We start from the raw sequence: 18136 nt of genomic DNA, 5'->3' as shown, positions 1-18136 counted from the left end.
AATGACAGCACGATCCGTCAAATGGTGGTCGCTCGTCCACAAATGGACGAGTCTGGTCTGCACGCTGTTCCTGCTGATGCTGTGCATCACCGGGCTGCCGCTGATCTTCCACGACGAAATCGACGATTTCTTCCAGTCAGAAGTTTCCGCCCGCGAACTCCCGGCCGATACCCCGCAGGCCCCGCTGAGCCGGCTGATCGATGCGGCAAGGGCGCGTTATCCGCAGCGCTTCGTCCAGGTGCTGAACTGGGATCAGGACCGCGCCAATGTCGTCAATGTTTTCCTATCGGACACGCCGGTGCCGCCAGCCGGAAAGCGTCTGCTCAAGCTGTCGTTCGATTCGCGAACCGCCGACCTGCTGGAAGAGGACGCGCAGGAAGGTGGCGTGCTGCGGACCATCCGCGTCATCCACCGCGATATGCTGCTGGGATTGCCGGGTGAATTGTTCCTCGGCGCGATGGGCTTGCTGTTCGTGATCGCGCTGGTGTCAGGCGTCGTACTCTACGCGCCGTTCATGCGTCGGCTCGAGTTTGGCGCGGTGCCGCGGGCCGGCGCGCCGCGGATCAAATGGCTCGACCTGCACAATTTGATCGGCGCCGTTGTGCTGGTTTGGCTGCTTGCCGTCGGTCTCACCGGCATCATCAACACGATCTCGCTGCCGCTTTTTACCGTCTGGCGTGCGCAGGTGCTGCCGGAACTGATCGCTCCGCATCTCGGCAAGCCGCCGCTGGCGAAATTCGCTGATATCGATGAAGCCGTTGCCACCGCGCGGCGGGCGCTGGGCGGCGACACGCCGGTCAGCGTCGCGTTGCCCACGCAAGCGCGGTTCGGCACGCCGCGCCACTTCATCATCTGGACCAAGGGCCCGACGCCGATCACCTCGCGCCTGTTCACGCCGGCGCTGATCGATGCGGAAACCGGACAACTCGTCACCGCCCGCGGATTGCCGTGGTACCTGCGCGCGCTGCAGGTGTCGCGCCCACTGCATTTCGGCGATTACGGCGGGCTGCCGCTGAAAATCATCTGGGCGCTGCTCGATCTCGCCGCCATCCTCGTGCTGGCGAGCGGCGTCTATCTCTGGCTCGGCAAGCGCAGGCCGAGCCGCAGCATGGCGCAAAGCCCGAACCAGCCGGCTGCCGCCGCGACGTCCCTGGCGGGCTCATGAGCCGTCTGCGGCAAACGATCGGCGACATCTTCCGCTGGCCGCTGCTGCTCGGCGCCCTCACGGCAATCGGGCTGGCCTCGGCGTTGTTCGGCGACGGCGGCTGGGACACGCTGTCGTGGACGGTGCTGGCGATCCCGCTCGCCGTGCTCGCCTGGAAGGCGTCGCGCCATTCCTAGATCGTGGGCAGAGGCGCATCGCGCCATGCCCACCACATCTCTGCGATCGTGATCCTGAATGGTGGGCACGCTTCGCTTTGCCCACCCTACGGATCTACGGATCTACGGATCACTTATCCAACCAGACGTCCTCGAACCGCAGATTGTTGTACTGGCTATTATCATGCGGCCGGAAATTCTTCACATGAGGCTGCCAGCAATTGCCGGCGGTTGAGTGCAGGATGATCGGCCGCGCCGCGTCCTCGACCAGCAGCCGCTCGATGTCCCAGACCATTTTCCTGCGTTTTTCCCTGTCGAGTTCGCTCGATTGCGCGACCAGCAACCGATCGACCTCGGCATTACAGTACTGGGTGTAATTGCGCTCCGATTTGCAGGAATAGTTCTCGACGATGTTGCCGTCGGGATCGTCGACGCTGACGCCGGTGATGTTCAACCCGATCGTGTAATCCTTCTTCGCCAGCCGCGCGTACCAGCGTGGCGTGTCGAGAATGTCGAGTTCGTTCGTGATATAGATCTTCTTGAGCTGGTCGGTCAGGACCACGGCGGCATCACGATAGGTCGGAAGGTTTCGGGTCTGGATCTTGATCTGCAGCGGCTTTGCGTCGCTGTAGCCGAGCTTCTGCATGATGGCCTGCGCCTCGGCGATGTTCTTTTCGGTGTTGGGACCGTAGCCGGTCAGCGACGACACCATTTCCGGCGGCATGCCCCACTCACCCTCGGGCTTGGCCAGCATCGCGCCACCCATCCGCGCCAGCCCCTCCATCAGAATCGTGTTGAAGGGCTTGCGGTCGAGCGCCAGCGACATGGCCTTTCGGATATCCGGATTGTCGAACGGCGGATTGAGGCGGTTGACCATCAAATTGACCAGCGTTCCCGTCGTGGTCATCTCGCAGATTGCATGCGGTGCGCGCGCCTTCACGTCCTTCATCAGGGGAACGCTGACGTCGGAGGGAAAGGTGATGTCGTAATCGCCGGTGGCGAACGCCAGCATGCGCGTGGCACGGCTGTCGATCATCCGGAACGTGATCTCGTCCAGATACGGACGATCTTTCTTCCAGTAATCGGGATTGCGCACCAGACGAACCGACTCACCGCGCTTGAATTCGACGAACTTGAACGGTCCGGTGCCAACAGGCTTGGTGCGCATCACCTGTTGCGGCACATGGCAGGGATAGACCGGCGAAAACGCGCTCGCCAGCAACACCGGCAGGCTCGGCTGCGGCTCGCTCAGCTCAAAGGTCGCCTCGTAATCGCCGTTTACGCTGACGTCCTGCAGCTTCGTGTACCAGACTTTTCGCGGATTGCGCTTGAAGTCCTGGGTCTCGGTCTTGCCGATCAGCATCCGCCAGGTGCACTGCACATCCTTTGCCGTGAACGGCTGGCCGTCGTGCCACTTCACGCCCTGCCGAAGCTTGAAGGTCAGTTTGGTGTTGGTGGAATCCCAGGACCAGCTTTCGGCCAGATCCGGAATGACGGTATCGATGCTTTCGTGGACTTTTGCAGGATCGAACACCACGAGGTTGTTGAAGATCGCGGCAAACGGCGTCACCGAGGCAATCGTCGCTTCCTCGTGCAGCGAGGTCGAGGGCGGATTGTCGTTGTGATAGAGCCTGAGCGTGCCGCCTTTCTTCTGCGCGACGGCGGGGCTTGCGGCAACCAGTGCGATGCAAAGGAGCATCAAGAGCGTGGCGTGTAACCTGCCCGGCAAATTGCTGGTGCGCATTCAGCCTCCCAATGTGGTTTCTTTTTCTATAGAACAGCGAGGGGACCGAAGCGTAACGCAGAGGACAGGCCATGTCAGCAGACGACAAGATCTTTGCGGGCTCGATTCCGGAAAACTATGACCGCCATATGGTTCCCCTGATCTTCGAGAGCTACGCCCAGGATCTGTCGCAAAGGGCATCAGCACTTTCACCCAAAGCCGTGCTGGAAACGGCGGCCGGCAGCGGCATCGTGACGCGGGCGCTGGCGCCAATGATTTCGCCCGATGCCCGTTATGTCGCGACCGACCTCAACCAGCCGATGCTCGATCATGCCGCCGCGCGGCAAGGCCGGGATGACCGCATCAGCTGGCAGAAGGTGGATGCGCAGGCACTGCCGTTCGCGGATGCCACCTTCGACCTGGTGTGTTGCCAGTTCGGCGTGATGTTCTTCCCCGATCGACCGTCCGCCTATCGCGAGGCCCGGCGCGTGCTCAAGCCGGGCGGAACTTTCCTGTTCAACGCCTGGGACCGCATCGAGGAAAATGTGTTCGCCGACGATGTGACCAACGCGCTCGCGGAATTTTTTCCAAACGATCCTCCGCGCTTCATGGCGCGCACGCCGCACGGCTACCATGACGTGGCATTGATCCGCAGCGATCTGGCGAAGGCAGGCTTCTCGAACGTGACGATCGAAACCAGGGCAGAGCAAAGCCGCGCGCCCTCGCCCCGTTATGTCGCCGTCGCCTATTGCCAGGGAACGCCGCTGCGCAACGAGATCGAGGCCCGCGGGCCTGACAAGCTCGAGGCGGCAACCGACCACGCCGCGGCCGCGGTCGCGGACAAGCACGGCAGCGGCGAGGTCGCCGCCAAGATCCAGGCACACGTCATTCTGGCGCGAGCCTAGAACGCGCCCGGCGGCTCCACCGGCGCCATTGCCGGCGGATCAATATTCGCAAGCCCGGTAGTTCGAGGCCTCGCAAGCCTGCGCCATCTGCTGGGCCTGTGAGATTTCGCCCGGTGTCATGGTCTTGGAGACGCCACGCAGGCCGGCCTTGGCCTCGGTATCTCCGCGTTTGGCGGCAAGGCTGAACCACATGAAGGCGCGGGCCGGGCTGCGGCTCACCCCTTCCCCCTTGCGATACATCACCCCGATCTGATTCTGCGCCGTGGGATTGCCCGCTTCCGCCAGCGGACGGAACAGGCGGATCGCCGGGACGTAGTCGCCGCGGTTATAGGCCACCATGCCGTCTTCCCACGGGCCGGCGCGGGCGCCGGCGGCGCCCACAAGCCACGTCGCCATGACCGCGCCGATCAGAGCCGATTTCCGCATGCAATCCCCCGCCTGCAGGTACGAGGGCATTTTACCCGCCCGGCGCATGCCATGCCACGGGGAATTGGGGTTGGATGCCCCCCTGAAATTGGCTACTAGTTTGGCCGCCGAAAAATTCGGGCGTTCGGGGATCAGGAATGACCTATTGTTGCGGAATTCTGGTGCGGGACGGTCTCGTCATGATCGCGGATACCCGCACCAATGCCGGCCTCGACAACGTCTCGACCTTCCGCAAGCTCCATATCTTCAGCAAGCCCGGCGACCGCATCATGGCGATCGCCAGCGCCGGCAATCTGGCGATCAGCCAGTCGGTGTTGTCGACATTGACCGAAGGGATCGAAGACCCCAACACCGGCGAGGTCGAGACGCTGATGAACGCGCCGACCATGTTTCAGGCGGCACAGCGCATCGGGCGGGCGATCCGCATGGTCCATGCCACCGAAGGCCCGGCGCTACGGTCCGAAGACGTCTCCTTCGACGTCTCCTTCCTGTTCGGCGGCCAGATCAAGGGCTCGCGGATGCGGCTGTTCATGGTCTACACCGCCGGCAATTTCATCGAATGCACCACTGACACGCCCTACCTGCAGATCGGCGAGCACAAATACGGCAAGCCGGTGCTCGACCGCGCGATGCATTACGACGTCGAACTGTATGAGGCGCTGAAGACCGGCCTGATCTCGATGGATTCGACGATGCGCTCCAACCTCGGCGTCGGCTTGCCAATCGACGTGCTGGTGGTGCGCGCGGATGCCTGCGAGGCCGACCTCAACCACCGCATCGAGGCGGGCGAGCCCTATTTCCACGACCTGCGCTCGCGCTGGTCGGCGGCGCTGCGCGCGGCACACCAGAATATTCCAAGACCACCCTACAAATCCGAAACAGAAACAAAAAACTGAAGGCGAGGAAGCAATGGCCGACGCAACAAACAAGATCGCAATCGTGACCGGTGCCGGCACCGGCGTCGGGCGCGCCGCATCGCTAGCGCTGATGAATGCCGGCTTCACCGTGGTGCTCGCCGGACGCCGTCTGGAGATGCTGGAAGAAACCAAGAAGCTCGGCGACAATGTCGGCAAGAGCCTGTGCGTTTCCGCCGACATGACCAGCCCCGCTTCGATCGCGGCGCTGTTCGCCAAGGTGATGGAGACCTACGGCCGGCTGGACGTGCTGTTCAACAATGCCGGCATGGGCGCGCCGCCGGTGAATTTTGAGGATCTCACCCTCGAACAATGGCAGGGGGTGGTGAATACCAACCTCACCGGGCCATTCCTGTGCACCCAGCACGCCTTCCGCATCATGAAGGACCAGAATCCGCGCGGCGGCCGCATCATCAACAACGGCTCGATCTCGGCGCACGCGCCGCGGCCGTTCTCGGCGGCCTACACCTCGACCAAGCACGCGATCACGGGTCTCACCAAGGCCTCCAACCTCGATGGCCGCATGTACGATATCGCGGTCGGCCAGGTCGACATCGGCAATGCCGCGACGCCCATGACGGACCGCATGGTCGCCGGCCCCGGCGTGATGCAGCCCGATGGCACGATGAAACACGAGCCGCGCATGGACGCGAAGGCGGTCGGCGACGCGGTCGCCTACATGGCCGGCCTGCCGCTCGATGCCAACGTGCTGTTCATGACGGTCATGGCGAGCAAGATGCCGTTCGTGGGACGGGGGTAGGTCTCTCTCCGTCATTGCGAGCGAAGCGAAGCAATCCATCGTGCCACAAGGAAGCATGGATTGCTTCGTCGCTTCGCTCCTCGCAATGACGGTCGAGGCTACTCCAGCCGCTCCACCTTCCGCAGCGCCGGAAACAGTTTCATCCACAGCAGCGCGATCGCGATCGTGCCGACGCCGCCGAGCACCGCGGCCGGCATGGTGCCGAAGAGCGCCGCGGTGACGCCGCTCTCGAACTGGCCGAGCTGGTTGGAGGCGTTGATGAACAGGAAATTGACCGCGCCGACCCGGCCGCGCATCTCGTCGGGCGTCGAAAGCTGCACGAGTGAAAAGCGGATCACCACGCTGATCGTATCGGCGGCGCCGAGGACCGCCAGCGCCAGCACCGACAGCCACATCCACTGCGACAGCGCGAACACCACCGTCGCCGCGCCGAACACGATCACGGCCTGAAACATCCGCAACCCGACATGGCGATTGATGCTGTGGCGGGCCAGCACCATGGTCATCAGGAGCGCACCGACCGCGGGCGCGGCGCGCAGGACGCCGAGGCCGAGCGGGCCGGTCTGCAGGATGTCGCGGGCATAGATCGGCAACAGCGCCGTGACGCCGCCAAGCAGCACGGCGAACAGATCGAGCGAGATAGTGCCGAGGATGGCTGGATTGTTGCGGATGAAGCGGACGCCGGCAAACACATCGTCCGCAGTCGAATCCTCCTTCGCAAGCTCCTGCCGCGTCGTATGGATGAAGCCGGTAAGAACCGCGCCGGCCAGCCAGAACACGACGATGACAAAGTAAGGCAGGCTCGGCGCGAACACATAGGCCAGCCCGCCAAGCGCGGGCCCGGTGATGGTCGCGACCTGGGCTGCGCCGGAGGAGATCGCCGTCGCGCGCTGCACCGACCCCTTGGGCGCGATCAACGGCAGCAGCGCGGCCGTGGCGGGGCTCTCGAAGGCGCCGGCGATGCCGATCACGAAGGTGGCGATGAATATCTGCGCCACGGTAAGCGAGCCGGCAAAGGTGCTGACGGCCAGAAACAGCGCGGTCGCGGCTTCCGCGATCTGGCAAAGCTGCACCACGCGCTTGCGTTCGAACCGGTCGGCGGCGTGGCCGGCGACGAAGACGAGCAGCGCCGTGGGCAGGAATTGCACCAGCCCGACCATGCCGAGCTGGAAGGCGCTGCCGGTGATGTCGTAGATCTGCCAGCCGATCGCAACCGCCGCGATCTGGCTGGCGAAGCGCGACAGGCTGCGCGACAACAGGAAGAACAGGAACGGCCCGTGCCTGAGCAGATCGCGGGCGCCGACAGGCGTGGTGGCGGACATGGCAGACGGGGTGGCTGAGCGCGATGCCGATGTCAACGGGCAGGCCCGCAACACGGCATTGCGCGGCCGCCCGGCGCTGGCATAATCGCTTGCCGGGGTTGGCGGGGGATTCATGCTGCAACTGCAATCGGGGTTCGGCGTGCTGGCGTTGCTGGCGATCGCGTGGGCGCTCAGCGAGAGCCGCCGCGCGGTCTCGTTGCGGCAAATGGCGGTTGGCCTGGCCGTCACCGTTGTCACCGCGCTGGTGCTGCTCAAGCTGCCGCCGGTGGCAAAGGCGTTCGGCGCCATCAATGACGCCGTCAACACGATCTCGGCGGCCACCCGCGCCGGCACTTCCTTTGTGTTCGGCTATCTCGGCGGCGGCCCGCTACCATTTGACCTCAAGGCGCCGGGCGCGGATTTCATCCTGGCGTTTCAGGCGCTGCCGATCGTGCTGGTCATGAGCGTTCTGACGACGCTCTTGTTCTACTGGCGCGTGCTGCCGCCGATCGTGCGCGGCATGGCATGGCTCCTGGAGCGCACGCTCGGCGTCGGCGGCGCGGTGGGGCTATCCACCGCGGCAAATATCTTCCTCGGCATGGTGGAGGCGCCGCTATTCATCCGGCCTTATCTCGCGCAACTCACCCGCAGCGAATTGTTTCTGGTGATGACCGGCGGCATGGCGGGCATCGCCGGCACCGTGCTGGTGCTCTATGCCACCTTCCTCGCACCGCTGATCCCGGACGCGGCGGCGCATTTTGTCATTGCCTCGGTGCTGGGCGCGCCGGCGGCCATCCTGGTAAGCCTGATCATGGTGCCGGAGATTTCCGACAAGCGCACGGGCGGATCGTTGGAAGATCCCGACATGCAAACCTCGAGCACCATGGATGCGATCGTCAAGGGCACCACGACCGGGCTTGAGTTGCTGCTCAACATCGTAGCCATGCTGCTGGTGCTGGTGGCGCTGGTCTATCTCGCCAACGCGATCCTCGGGCTGTTGCCCGAGATCGGCGGCGGCAAAATTTCGCTGCAGCGCCTGCTGGGCTACCTGATGGCGCCGGTATGCTGGCTGATGGGCCTGCCCTGGCCGCAAGCGATCACGGCGGGAAGCCTGATGGGCATCAAGACCATCCTCAACGAATTGATCGCCTATGTCGAACTGTCAAAGCTCGGCGCTGACGCGCTCGATCCACGCTCGCGGCTGATCATGCTCTACGCGATGTGCGGCTTTGCAAACTTCGCCAGCCTCGGCATCATGATCGGTGGCCTCGGGACGATGGCGCCCGAACGGCGCGAGGAGATCAATGCGCTGGGATTGAAGTCGATCGTATCGGGGACGCTGACGACGTGCCTGATGGGCGCGATCGTGGGGGTGATGACTTAAAGAGCCGTCATGGCCGGGCTCGACCCGGCCATCCCCGTTCTTGTTTCGACAGAACGAAAGTAAGACGTGGATGCCCGGGTCAAGCCCGGGCATGACGAGCGTAAGCAAACGCGCGCCTTACGACGCCAGCTCCACCGTCTTGAACTCGGCCGGCAAAATCACTTCCAGCAGTTCGACGTCGTCGGAATAATCCATGATCAGGTGCTTGATGCGCGGCGGCTGCGTCCAGGCGCTGCCTTCCTTCATCAAGGTCTCGCCCTGGCCTTCCATGTAGGTCTTCACCCAGCCCTTGAGCACGTAGACCATCTGGAATTCGACGTCGTGGTAGTGCAGCTTTGAAACTTCCGCTGGATTGCACGGACCGATCAGGCGGATCACATGCGCCTGCGCCAGGCCGTGGCTAGCGTCCGCGATGCCGAGGTCGCGGTAATGCGCGTAGGTGCGCAGGCCGTCGGCCTTGAAATCCTCCTCGCGGTGATGGCTGATGGCGATGCGCTGCTTCGGCCGTGCCTTCCTGGGCGGTTTCGACTTTGCCGCCGCAACGCCCCTCGCCTTGGATTTGACTGTCTTGCGGGCCGAAGACTTGGCTGCCGTCTTGTGGCCCGACCATTTCTTCTTCACGGCGGTCTGCGCCGCGGGACGTGATGCCGCTTTCTGCTTGGCCATTTGTGCCTCCCGTTTTTTGTTGATGGGAGGAGGCTAACACAAATCGAAATTTGTAGGTGGGCAAAGGAGCGCTTCGCGCCATGCCCATCATCTATCCCGACGTCGGCTCGGCGGTGGGCACGCTTCGCTTTGCCCACCGTACCCCAGGTCGATCAATGCAGCCGGAACACGCCGTCGACCGCGCGCAGCTCGGCGGGCTTGATCAGCTTGGAGTGCGCGACCGTCACGGAGAACAGCGGCCCATCAAGCTTTTCCTGCCAGAAGGCGAGGAAATCCTTCAGCGCCGGGAATTTCGGAAACAGATCGTAATTCTGCCAGACATAGGTCTGCAGCAATGAGGGATGATCCGGCATCCGATACAGGATTTGCGCCGTCGTCAGCCCATAACCCAACACCTGCTTCCGGAAGTCGTCGGAAGCAACTCCAACCCGCGACACCATGCCAAACCTCCATTGCTGGAAGCGCATTTCACGTGGTGGCCACACACCGAGCCACCCCGGCGGAGATGCGCTCACATGAGAGAAATGTGACGCACGATACCAACCCATCACAAGCCTAAATGTTTAACGATCTGTTGAAAAAGGGCGCGTTAGCAGCAGCTTACCGCACGTGCTAATACGGGGTCCGCGACCCCGTCCGCCGAATTAATCATGATTAACGAAATTGGCAGGCGTCATATTTGAGTGCCAATTTTTCTGCTAGAAGCCCTTGTCCCCCGAACAAGACTGGCCTAAATCAGCCGCAGCCGTGTTGGCACTCGCCCGCTCGGACTGCCAAAATTACAGAATCTGACAACATTTTCAGAAACTTAGGAGGACTGCATGAAATTCCGTCCGCTTCACGACCGCGTCGTGGTCAAGCGTATCGACGCCGAAGAGAAGACTGCTGGCGGCATCATCATTCCGGACAGTGCCAAGGAAAAGCCCTCGCAGGGCGAAATCACTGCCGTGGGCCCGGGTGGCCGCGACGAAGCCGGCAAGCTGATCCCGATCGACCTCAAGGTCGGCGACCGCGTGCTGTTCGGCAAATGGTCGGGCACCGAGGTCAAGATCGACGGTGAAGATCTCCTGATCATGAAGGAGAGCGACATCATGGGCGTGCTCGACGTCCCCGCCGGCACCAAGAAGAAGGCTGCCTAAGCGCTTCGCCTGCAACGCTCACCCTGAGGAGCGCCGCAAGGCGCCTCCCCGACAGGGTGAGAACCAAGCATCAACTCAGGGATACCAAATATGTCAGCTAAAGAAGTCAAATTCGGCGTAGATGCCCGCGACCGCATGCTGCGCGGCGTCGATATTCTCGCCAACGCCGTCAAGGTAACGCTCGGCCCCAAGGGCCGCAACGTCGTGCTCGACAAGTCGTTCGGCGCTCCCCGTATCACCAAGGACGGCGTCACCGTCGCCAAGGAGATCGAGCTCGACGACAAGTTCGAGAACATGGGCGCGCAGATGGTGCGCGAAGTCGCCTCGAAGTCCGCGGATGCTGCCGGCGACGGCACCACCACCGCGACCGTTCTGGCGGCTGCGATCGTCCGTGAAGGCGCCAAGTCGGTTGCCGCCGGCATGAACCCGATGGACCTGAAGCGCGGTATCGATCTGGCGGTGGAAGCCGTGGTCGCCGACCTCGTCAAGAACTCCAAGAAGGTCACCTCGAACGAGGAAATCGCCCAGGTCGGCACCATCTCCGCCAACGGCGACGCCGAAATCGGCAAGTTCCTGGCCGACGCCATGAAGAAGGTCGGCAACGAGGGCGTCATCACGGTTGAGGAAGCCAAGTCGCTCGAGACCGAACTCGACGTCGTCGAGGGCATGCAGTTCGACCGCGGCTACATCTCGCCCTACTTCGTCACCAACGCCGACAAGATGCGCGTTGAAATGGACGACGCCTACATCCTGATCAACGAGAAGAAGCTCTCCTCGCTGAACGAACTGCTGCCGCTGCTCGAAGCCGTGGTGCAGACCGGCAAGCCGCTGGTCATCGTCGCCGAAGACGTCGAAGGCGAAGCTCTCGCCACCCTCGTCGTCAACCGTCTGCGTGGCGGCCTCAAGGTTGCTGCCGTCAAGGCTCCGGGCTTCGGCGATCGCCGCAAGGCCATGCTGCAGGACATCGCCGTTCTGACCGGTGGTCAGGCGATCTCGGAAGATCTCGGCATCAAGCTCGAGAACGTCACCCTGCAGATGCTCGGCCGCGCCAAGAAGGTGATGATCGACAAGGAAAACACCACCATCGTCAACGGTGCCGGCAAGAAGGCCGACATCGAGGCCCGCGTCCAGCAGATCAAGGCGCAGATCGAGGAAACCACCTCGGACTACGACCGCGAGAAGCTGCAGGAGCGTCTGGCCAAGCTCGCCGGCGGCGTCGCGGTGATCCGCGTCGGCGGCGCGACCGAAGTCGAAGTCAAGGAGCGCAAGGATCGCGTGGATGACGCGATGCATGCGACCCGCGCGGCGGTTGAAGAAGGCATCGTGCCGGGCGGCGGCGTCGCCCTGCTCCGCGCCTCCGAGCAGCTCAAGCGCATCAAGACCCAGAACGACGACCAGAAGACCGGCGTCGAGATCGTGCGCAAGGCGCTCTCCGCGCCGGCCCGCCAGATCGCGATCAACGCAGGTGAAGACGGCTCCGTTATCGTCGGCAAGATCCTCGAGAAGGAGCAGTACAATTACGGCTTCGACTCGCAGACCGGCGAATACGGCAACCTCGTCTCCAAGGGCATCATCGACCCGACCAAGGTCGTTCGTGCGGCGATCCAGAACGCGGCATCCGTTGCGGCTCTGCTGATCACCACCGAAGCCATGATCGCCGAACTGCCGAAGAAGGCCGGTGCAGGCGCAGGCGGCATGCCCCCGGGCGGCGGCATGGGCGGCATGGACTTCTGATCCAGCCACTCAAGCGATATTCAAGGAATGCAAAACCCCGGCAGCGATGCCGGGGTTTTTGTTTGGGCAAAACGTGCGGACGACCGCTAGCGCGCAGTGAACACTGACGTCGGTCGGGACGTCACGCTGAAAAACTCGCAACGTCACGCTGAGGACAAGACCTCACGCCCGCGGCGAGATATCCCAGTTATGCACACGTCTCTGCAAATATACGATGGTGTATGTTGACAATTTCAAAAAAAATTTATGCACGAGAGTCGCAAACCGAACCGACAGTTCGCCTTTCCGTAGTCCAAAGTAACGTCGGGGCTAGATCAAGGCTCATCCAAAATCTGATCGAACACGGAGCGCGAGCTCTCGTGACGCTGGCGAGCGTCGCGAGGAATGCTTTCGCCTGACGGGATAATTGTGCCGTGAGTGAAAGCGAAGTGAAAGCCACACCGAAACGCGACGGAAGCGGATGAGCCGATTGCAAGCATTTCAGGAACATTCTTCATCGGGCCGGCCGGGAAGCCGCGCTCATTTCACGTCCAAGGCTAGTTTGACAAGGTTCGTTTGAGGAGGGATCCGGCCGGTAGGAATAAGCCCAGTAACGAGCACGAGCCCCACTGCCCAATGCTCGATCAGACCAGGTGCGATGCCCCCCAAGTAACCCGCACCGACAAGAGGCGAACTCCAACCGGCCGGTACTTTTCCAACAAACAAAAAAAGTAATTTCCAGGGAGGGCGACATGGGTATGGTCATGGTCAGGTGTCCGCAAACCGGACATGCGATTCCAACCGGCATCAAGACCGATCGTGAGAGCTTTGCGCGCAGCGCGGTGTTTTTCGCGCGCACCCATTGCCCGATTTGCCACGCCGATCACGCCTGGTTCGCGCGCGAAGCCTGGGTCGCCGAGCCGAGCATGCGGCTCCCGCGCCGCAGCGCGGTCTCTCTGGCGTAACCGTCGGCACGGATCAGGCTGTCATCGCAATGGGGGACACCATGCCGCGAATGCAAATCCCGACTGAAACCTCCACCTGGCTACTGCAGGCCAAGGAATTTCTTTACGAAGCGCGACGGCTGAAGCCGGGTCCTGAGCGCAATGACCTGCGCCAGACGGCAAAGGTGCTGCGAGAAATTGCGAGGCTCGAGGCGGAATCCGAGCCGGCACCCGGTCGGGATTGGCGGCAGAAAAGCGGATCGGGCGGACAATCCGCGGTTTGATGGGCTTTCCGGCAGCGCCGCAGCGGCACGTCGCGATACGGACGGTCGAGCGGTTGCGCGGAAACGCGCTTACATGGCGCCGCCCGTTTTGATTCCTGGAATGCGCCGGTGTTCGGGCAGAGCCGCCGCGCGAGATCGGGACAAATTCGTCGCGAACATCTCCTCGACTTCGAGATGCATGACGTTGTGGCATTCGCACGCTGCCGCCGCGAGCCGCGCCGGGTCGATCTCGATCAGGCCTCGTCGATCGGACCTGATCGCTCCACGCGCGCGCAGATTGCGCATCAGGAGCGTCACGGTCGTACGTCGCACGCCGAGTATTTGCGAGAGCGCCTGCTGGGTGAGCGGGAGCACATCATGGTCGACGCGGTCGCGAAGCTGAAGCAACCAGCGAGCCATGCGCGCTTCGACGGGATGAAGTGCGTTGCAGGCCGAACCGAGCTGAAGCTGTTTAAGCATCGCCCTAACATGAATCTGGACTGCGTGCCGTATCGCAAGGCTCCGGGTGAAAGCGGAGTGAAATCGCGATGCGGGTATCCGGGCGGCGGTGCCGGCCGCACGAACGACCGCGGTATTGTCTGCAGACGACGGCCCGAGCACCGATAGAATACCTACCGCCCCTTCGCGCCCAACCGCGGCGATGGCAACGGTATGCCCGTCCGCCATATCGATCATCAGTGAGATGGCGCCGCTATACGGGAAGAAAACGTACTCGATCGCGTCACCCGCCCGCGACAGGACCACGTCCTGATCGAGCGCGATGACCTCAAGCTCGGGCCTCAGCAGATCAAGGTCCGATGCGGGCAATGCTGCAAGAAGGCGATTACCCATTCCCGCTGGAGGCGTCACTGCGGGGAGCCCGCGGTGAAGCGTCCGCGACCATCGCCATTTGGAGCATTCCGGAACGGCGGCCTGAACATGAGTTAAATCTGCTTTCTCTACACATACTCACTGAAACAAACGCTCAACTCTAATAAAAAGCCCCCAAACGCTCGGGCGCGAGGCGGACTACTCGTGTCGCCTTAAGAGTTAGATGCAAATGAGCTTTCGGACGCAACCATAAAATACGCATGGGTAACACCGTAAGCTTACGGGATCGTGAGGTTCCAATTCCAGCGCACGGCAAGCCGAATAGCGCTTGAAACGGCTTGCTTCTCAACGGGCGGTGCAGTTACGACGAGATCCGCGTCCAGCGTTGCGCGGCTGGCCGTTGTAATGCAGCCACTAATGTCACGCTATTGCACCACCGTGCCGATCCGCCCGTAACGGATAAAAGGCGGCGTGCCGTCGCCGCCGGCATCGCGCGAAAAGAAAATCATACTCACGCGACCAATCACATTCTCCAGCGGGATGTATCCCACAGAGGTGAGGACACGGCTGTCCGTGGAGTTGTCGCGGTTGTCGCCGAGCACGAACAGGTGACCGGCCGGGACGGTATAGACATTGGTATCGTCGTAGAAACCCCTGTCGACACAATCCAGCGTCACGTAACTCGCTCCCTCCGGCAACGTCTCGCGCCAGCGCTTCGCCTTGGCCGGTCCGCCGCCACACAAGGCGCTGTCTTCGAAACTCTCGACGCGCTCGCGCTTGACGGCCGTACCGTTGATATGAAGCTCTCCGTCCTTGATCTGAATGCGATCGCCGGGAAGCCCCACCACGCGCTTGACGTAGTCGGTCGAAGTATCCCTTGGCAGCCGGAAGACGATCACATCGCCGCGCAGGGGGGCGGAGCCGAAGATGCGCCCCGAAAACAGCGGCGGTGAGAATGGCAGCGAATAGTGGGTATAGCCATACTGATATTTCGCCGCGAAGACACGGTCGCCCGGCAGCAAGGTCGGCGACATGGAAGCCGACGGCAAGCTGAACGGATGAAACAGGAAAGTCCGCACCATGAGCGCCAGGCCTGCCGCGAGCGCCAGCGTGCCGACAAAATAGGTCACGATCGTCCGCCAGAAGCCGAACCGCTCGACCCGGGACAGCATCATCAAGGTCACGACCAGCCCCCAAAGCCCGCAGACGCCGTTCACAAGGTCGAATAATGACGACAGCAACCCCGGCTCCGCTCCAGGCGTGAATAAACGCCAGCCAGCGGCAATCGCCAGAACGACCGCAAATCCCAGAATGCTTGGCAACATGCCCCAGGCGAAGACGGCACGCACCGCATCGTTCGATGCCACACCCCCCATCTTTCGTCCGATCCAGCCGGTAATGACGGCAAGGACGTAGAGATTGAAAATTGCGAAAATACCTGCGCCGACGGCACAGGCCAGCAACGTCCGCCAGCCGACGATGTCGCTACCCGCGCCATATCCCGACAGCATGTTGGCGGCCGACGCCGCGCCACCAAGCGTGATCAAGGGCAGCACCAGATGATGCGGCCGTTCGGCCACAAGGCGCTCGATGGTCTGCCGTGGACTCAACCAGAATGAGATCAGCGGCGACGTGCGCTCAGCACCCGCATCGATCGGCAAATCAGACATCATGCCCCCTGCTCCCAGCCCGCCCCTTACTCCACCAGCGCACGCCCGCCCTGCCGATACCGCGCCTTCGTAATCTCGAAGATGTAATACGGCCTGTCGCCGGACAACTCCCGGGTGAATAGCCCGTCGCGCTTGATGCCGCCGATCTTGGTCATCGCGCCCTGCGAGCGCCAGTTCTGATCGCCGACCCAGAAGATCACGGCATCGACGAAGGTGAACGCGTGGTCGAGCATCAACCGCTTGACCTCGCGATTGGCGCAGCCGCCCCAGTGGCTGCGCGCCAGGAAAGTCCAGCCGATCTCGATCTCGCTCAGTTCGGGCTCGTAGCCGTAATAGCGGCTCGAGCCGATGATGCGTCCATTCGACTGGTCGACGAACGCAAAGCCCATTTTGGCATCGACTGCGCCATCGAAGAATTTCCGAAACCCCGCTTCGGTGTAGCGATCGGGGACGGGATGCACTTTCCAGATCTCCGGGTCGGAGCCGGCCGCAAACATGTCGGTCCAATCGTCTTTCGAAATTGGCCTGACGGTGATGCTGGGGCCGACCAGCGTCGGCTGAAAATCGGGCGGGGACATGGATGCGAATGTAGCGTTGCCGCGCGATGTCTGAAAACAAAAAATGAAGGGCCGCCCGTGGGCGACCCTTCCTGTCATGCATTCTCCGCGGGCTTCAGGCGGACCAGCTTGGTGAGCAGGGCGTCAAAGCCCTGCCCGTCACCCGCATGCAGGTCGATGCGGCCGACCTTCTCCACGAGCCGCTCCAGCGACTCCAGCTCCTTGAGCCGCAGCAGCAGAGGGTTCTCCTCCATCAGGCGGGCGGTGTTCAGGAGCGAGCGCGTCGCCGCGGTCTCTTCCTGCCGGCGGATCAGGTTCGCCTTCGCGACCCGTTCTGCCTCCACCACCTTGTTGACCAGCTCGCGGATCTCGCCGGGCAGGATCACGTCCTTCACGCCGAGCTCGGAGACCTCGACGCCGCTATCGGCGATGCGCTCGCGTACGTAGTCGCGCAGCTCCGCATCCAGCGCAGCCTTCGCCGACAGCACCTCGTCGAGCGTGCGGCCGGCAACCGCCTCACGGATGGCGAACTGCACCAGCCGGTACAGCCACGCATCCACGTCGGGCACGGCCGCGACCACGCGCTCGGGGTCGACGATCCGGCGGAATGCCGTCAGGGTCACACGCAGCGCGATGCGATCCCTGGTCAGCATTTCCTGCGCGGTGATCTCCACCGCCTGGGGGCGCAGATCGAGGCGCTTGACCTCGATCTTGCGGCCGGCGATCCAGAAGGCGTGCCGGCCGGGCGCAAGCCGCTCCAGCAACCTGCCCTCGACATAGAGCAGGCCGGCCTCGTGGTTCTCGACCACCGCCTCCGTCACGATGGTGGGACGGTTGCGCTCGATCATCGCGAGGTGACGTGCGGTCACGCGGGGATCGTCCGCCACATCGATGCGCTCGACATCGACCGACGTCGCGACCTTCCAGTAGACGCGCGCCTGCCAGGGCGTCATCAGGTGCACGGGGCGGCCGTCGAGGCTGACGATGGCGATTTCGTTCGCCTTCGTCTCCACCGCCTCGAACAGCTCGCCAGCCAGGTCGGGCCGCGCGGCCTTCAGCACCGCGTAACGCTCCGCGGGGAATTCGGTGCGAACGACGTTGAAGATCTCCGCCGTCAACTGACGCCGCAGATCGAACAGCCGATGACGACCGGGTTCGAGCACGCGCTCGAACCTGCCGTCGCGCGTCAGCAACGCACGCTCGCCATCCTTCACCGTCAGCGTCTTCATCAGCAAATGCCAGGTCATGGCACGCCTCCATGGTTTGCCCTCCGGCCCTGGCAGGGTCGGAACGCGGGTTTCGTTTTGCAAAGGACGTGGGGACGCGGACGACGCTTCCTGAAAGCTCGGCGGGCCGGGTTTGAGCTTGCGCAGATAGCGGGCGCACGCGCTCGATCGCCCGACTTGCGTCGAGCGGTCAAACGTTGCCACCCGGCATCAACGCAAGCGGTATCCACCGCGGCGCAAAGCCGGTCTCACAGTGTCTTGGTTCGGACGGAAAGCCTTGCGGCAATGCGGCCGGACTGCGACTGAAGCGCGCGTCCGGTCCCCTTCAATGGGAATCAGCTTTTCAGGCTGAACCGGAGCGGAGCGGGATTCGAACCCACGACCCGATGATTAC

General features: G+C 62.9%; 19 protein-coding genes. 10 read left to right on the top strand and 9 right to left on the bottom strand.

Going from position 1 to position 18136, the window contains the following annotated elements; genetic code table 11:
• Nucleotide 1: 1 nt before the first annotated feature.
• Both ACVWVY_RS22075 and ACVWVY_RS22070 read left to right on the top strand, forming a co-directional pair.
• On the top strand, nucleotides 2–1165 hold the full coding sequence (locus tag ACVWVY_RS22075; RefSeq protein ID WP_456628361.1) for a PepSY-associated TM helix domain-containing protein: 1164 nt from the start codon (nucleotides 2–4) through the stop codon (nucleotides 1163–1165).
• Complete coding sequence (locus tag ACVWVY_RS22070) at nucleotides 1162–1341, top strand: hypothetical protein (protein WP_456628360.1); 180 nt, start codon at nucleotides 1162–1164, stop codon at nucleotides 1339–1341. The genes ACVWVY_RS22075 and ACVWVY_RS22070 overlap by 4 nt, the downstream gene beginning before the upstream one ends.
• A 109-nt stretch (nucleotides 1342–1450) precedes the next feature.
• On the opposite strand, the gene ACVWVY_RS22065 is transcribed toward ACVWVY_RS22070, so the two are convergent.
• Entirely contained in the window at nucleotides 1451–3064 is a 1614-nt protein-coding gene (locus ACVWVY_RS22065) for an ABC transporter substrate-binding protein (protein ID WP_456628359.1), read from the bottom strand.
• A gap of 71 nt (nucleotides 3065–3135) precedes the next feature.
• On the opposite strand from ACVWVY_RS22065, the gene ACVWVY_RS22060 reads away from it, so the two are divergent.
• Nucleotides 3136–3948 carry a class I SAM-dependent methyltransferase gene (locus ACVWVY_RS22060; RefSeq protein ID WP_456628358.1) on the top strand — a complete coding sequence of 271 codons (813 nt, stop codon included), beginning with the start codon at nucleotides 3136–3138 and terminating at the stop codon, nucleotides 3946–3948.
• 39 nt (nucleotides 3949–3987) lie between these two features.
• On the opposite strand, the gene ACVWVY_RS22055 is transcribed toward ACVWVY_RS22060, so the two are convergent.
• Nucleotides 3988–4374, bottom strand: coding sequence for a tetratricopeptide repeat protein (locus ACVWVY_RS22055; protein ID WP_456628357.1), 387 nt, complete (start codon nucleotides 4372–4374; stop codon nucleotides 3988–3990).
• Between the two features lie 137 nt (nucleotides 4375–4511).
• Between ACVWVY_RS22055 and ACVWVY_RS22050 the strand changes: the two genes are divergently transcribed.
• Complete coding sequence (locus ACVWVY_RS22050) at nucleotides 4512–5270, top strand: peptidase (RefSeq protein ID WP_456628356.1); 759 nt, start codon at nucleotides 4512–4514, stop codon at nucleotides 5268–5270.
• A 13-nt stretch (nucleotides 5271–5283) separates the two neighbouring features.
• On the top strand, nucleotides 5284–6048 hold the full coding sequence (locus ACVWVY_RS22045; RefSeq protein ID WP_456628355.1) for an SDR family oxidoreductase: 765 nt from the start codon (nucleotides 5284–5286) through the stop codon (nucleotides 6046–6048).
• 98 nt (nucleotides 6049–6146) lie between these two features.
• On the opposite strand, the gene ACVWVY_RS22040 is transcribed toward ACVWVY_RS22045, so the two are convergent.
• Nucleotides 6147–7370, bottom strand: coding sequence for an MFS transporter (locus tag ACVWVY_RS22040; RefSeq protein ID WP_456632281.1), 1224 nt, complete (start codon nucleotides 7368–7370; stop codon nucleotides 6147–6149).
• Nucleotides 7371–7482: 112 nt separating this feature from the next.
• On the opposite strand from ACVWVY_RS22040, the gene ACVWVY_RS22035 reads away from it, so the two are divergent.
• Nucleotides 7483–8733 (top strand): NupC/NupG family nucleoside CNT transporter, encoded by a 1251-nt coding sequence (locus ACVWVY_RS22035; protein ID WP_456628354.1) that lies wholly within the window; start codon nucleotides 7483–7485, stop codon nucleotides 8731–8733.
• Nucleotides 8734–8850: 117 nt separating this feature from the next.
• Here ACVWVY_RS22035 and ACVWVY_RS22030 read toward each other — a convergent pair whose 3' ends face one another.
• Together ACVWVY_RS22030 and ACVWVY_RS22025 are read right to left on the bottom strand one after the other, a co-directional pair.
• The gene (locus ACVWVY_RS22030; protein WP_456628353.1) at nucleotides 8851–9399 is read right to left on the bottom strand and encodes a cupin domain-containing protein; all 549 of its coding nucleotides are present in this window, start codon (nucleotides 9397–9399) and stop codon (nucleotides 8851–8853) included.
• A 152-nt stretch (nucleotides 9400–9551) separates the two neighbouring features.
• Complete coding sequence (locus tag ACVWVY_RS22025) at nucleotides 9552–9839, bottom strand: usg protein (protein WP_057843920.1); 288 nt, start codon at nucleotides 9837–9839, stop codon at nucleotides 9552–9554.
• A 381-nt stretch (nucleotides 9840–10220) separates the two neighbouring features.
• Here ACVWVY_RS22025 and ACVWVY_RS22020 point away from each other — a divergent pair, with 381 nt between their 5' ends.
• From ACVWVY_RS22020 to ACVWVY_RS22005, 4 genes are all read left to right on the top strand, one after another.
• Nucleotides 10221–10538 (top strand): co-chaperone GroES, encoded by a 318-nt coding sequence (locus ACVWVY_RS22020; protein ID WP_212422108.1) that lies wholly within the window; start codon nucleotides 10221–10223, stop codon nucleotides 10536–10538.
• A 90-nt stretch (nucleotides 10539–10628) separates the two neighbouring features.
• On the top strand, nucleotides 10629–12272 hold the full coding sequence (gene groL / locus ACVWVY_RS22015) for a chaperonin GroEL (RefSeq protein ID WP_456628352.1): 1644 nt from the start codon (nucleotides 10629–10631) through the stop codon (nucleotides 12270–12272).
• Nucleotides 12273–13003: 731 nt separating this feature from the next.
• Nucleotides 13004–13216: a hypothetical protein gene (locus ACVWVY_RS22010; protein ID WP_456628351.1), complete on the top strand. Its 213-nt coding sequence runs from the start codon at nucleotides 13004–13006 to the stop codon at nucleotides 13214–13216.
• 41 nt (nucleotides 13217–13257) lie between these two features.
• A complete protein-coding gene (locus tag ACVWVY_RS22005) occupies nucleotides 13258–13479 on the top strand; it encodes a hypothetical protein (RefSeq protein WP_456628350.1) in 222 nt (73 codons plus the stop codon).
• A 69-nt stretch (nucleotides 13480–13548) separates the two neighbouring features.
• Here the strand turns inward: ACVWVY_RS22005 and ACVWVY_RS22000 are convergent, their stop codons facing one another.
• From ACVWVY_RS22000 to ACVWVY_RS21985, 4 genes are all read right to left on the bottom strand, one after another.
• On the bottom strand, nucleotides 13549–14310 hold the full coding sequence (locus tag ACVWVY_RS22000) for a Crp/Fnr family transcriptional regulator (protein ID WP_456628349.1): 762 nt from the start codon (nucleotides 14308–14310) through the stop codon (nucleotides 13549–13551).
• Nucleotides 14311–14714: 404 nt separating this feature from the next.
• Nucleotides 14715–15959: a signal peptidase I gene (gene lepB, locus ACVWVY_RS21995; RefSeq protein ID WP_456632280.1), complete on the bottom strand. Its 1245-nt coding sequence runs from the start codon at nucleotides 15957–15959 to the stop codon at nucleotides 14715–14717.
• Nucleotides 15960–15985: 26 nt separating this feature from the next.
• A complete protein-coding gene (locus ACVWVY_RS21990) occupies nucleotides 15986–16537 on the bottom strand; it encodes a GNAT family N-acetyltransferase (protein WP_456628348.1) in 552 nt (183 codons plus the stop codon).
• A gap of 74 nt (nucleotides 16538–16611) precedes the next feature.
• On the bottom strand, nucleotides 16612–17763 hold the full coding sequence (locus tag ACVWVY_RS21985; protein WP_456628347.1) for an SPFH domain-containing protein: 1152 nt from the start codon (nucleotides 17761–17763) through the stop codon (nucleotides 16612–16614).
• Between the last annotated feature and the right edge of the window lie 373 nt (nucleotides 17764–18136).

Source organism: Bradyrhizobium sp. URHC0002 (genome assembly GCF_054059515.1).
Note: the sequence above shows the minus strand (reverse complement) of the source record. Positions and strands in the feature narration are given on the sequence as shown.

Bases quoted from the DNA above. Each gene is read 5' to 3' on its own strand.
- ACVWVY_RS22025 (WP_057843920.1), bottom strand. From the start codon at position 9,839: ATGGTGTCGCGGGTTGGAGTTGCTTCCGACGACTTCCGGAAGCAGGTG.
- ACVWVY_RS22060 (WP_456628358.1), top strand. From the start codon at position 3,136: ATGTCAGCAGACGACAAGATCTTTGCGGGCTCGATTCCGGAAAACTAT.
- ACVWVY_RS22010 (WP_456628351.1), top strand. From the start codon at position 13,004: ATGGGTATGGTCATGGTCAGGTGTCCGCAAACCGGACATGCGATTCCA.
- groL (WP_456628352.1), top strand. From the start codon at position 10,629: ATGTCAGCTAAAGAAGTCAAATTCGGCGTAGATGCCCGCGACCGCATG.
- ACVWVY_RS22065 (WP_456628359.1), bottom strand. From the start codon at position 3,064: ATGCGCACCAGCAATTTGCCGGGCAGGTTACACGCCACGCTCTTGATG.
- lepB (WP_456632280.1), bottom strand. From the start codon at position 15,959: ATGTCTGATTTGCCGATCGATGCGGGTGCTGAGCGCACGTCGCCGCTG.
- ACVWVY_RS22035 (WP_456628354.1), top strand. From the start codon at position 7,483: ATGCTGCAACTGCAATCGGGGTTCGGCGTGCTGGCGTTGCTGGCGATC.
- ACVWVY_RS22045 (WP_456628355.1), top strand. From the start codon at position 5,284: ATGGCCGACGCAACAAACAAGATCGCAATCGTGACCGGTGCCGGCACC.
- ACVWVY_RS22005 (WP_456628350.1), top strand. From the start codon at position 13,258: ATGCCGCGAATGCAAATCCCGACTGAAACCTCCACCTGGCTACTGCAG.
- ACVWVY_RS22050 (WP_456628356.1), top strand. From the start codon at position 4,512: ATGACCTATTGTTGCGGAATTCTGGTGCGGGACGGTCTCGTCATGATC.
- ACVWVY_RS21990 (WP_456628348.1), bottom strand. From the start codon at position 16,537: ATGTCCCCGCCCGATTTTCAGCCGACGCTGGTCGGCCCCAGCATCACC.
- ACVWVY_RS22020 (WP_212422108.1), top strand. From the start codon at position 10,221: ATGAAATTCCGTCCGCTTCACGACCGCGTCGTGGTCAAGCGTATCGAC.
- ACVWVY_RS21985 (WP_456628347.1), bottom strand. From the start codon at position 17,763: ATGACCTGGCATTTGCTGATGAAGACGCTGACGGTGAAGGATGGCGAG.
- ACVWVY_RS22000 (WP_456628349.1), bottom strand. From the start codon at position 14,310: ATGGGTAATCGCCTTCTTGCAGCATTGCCCGCATCGGACCTTGATCTG.
- ACVWVY_RS22040 (WP_456632281.1), bottom strand. From the start codon at position 7,370: ATGTCCGCCACCACGCCTGTCGGCGCCCGCGATCTGCTCAGGCACGGG.
- ACVWVY_RS22055 (WP_456628357.1), bottom strand. From the start codon at position 4,374: ATGCGGAAATCGGCTCTGATCGGCGCGGTCATGGCGACGTGGCTTGTG.
- ACVWVY_RS22030 (WP_456628353.1), bottom strand. From the start codon at position 9,399: ATGGCCAAGCAGAAAGCGGCATCACGTCCCGCGGCGCAGACCGCCGTG.
- ACVWVY_RS22075 (WP_456628361.1), top strand. From the start codon at position 2: ATGACAGCACGATCCGTCAAATGGTGGTCGCTCGTCCACAAATGGACG.
- ACVWVY_RS22070 (WP_456628360.1), top strand. From the start codon at position 1,162: ATGAGCCGTCTGCGGCAAACGATCGGCGACATCTTCCGCTGGCCGCTG.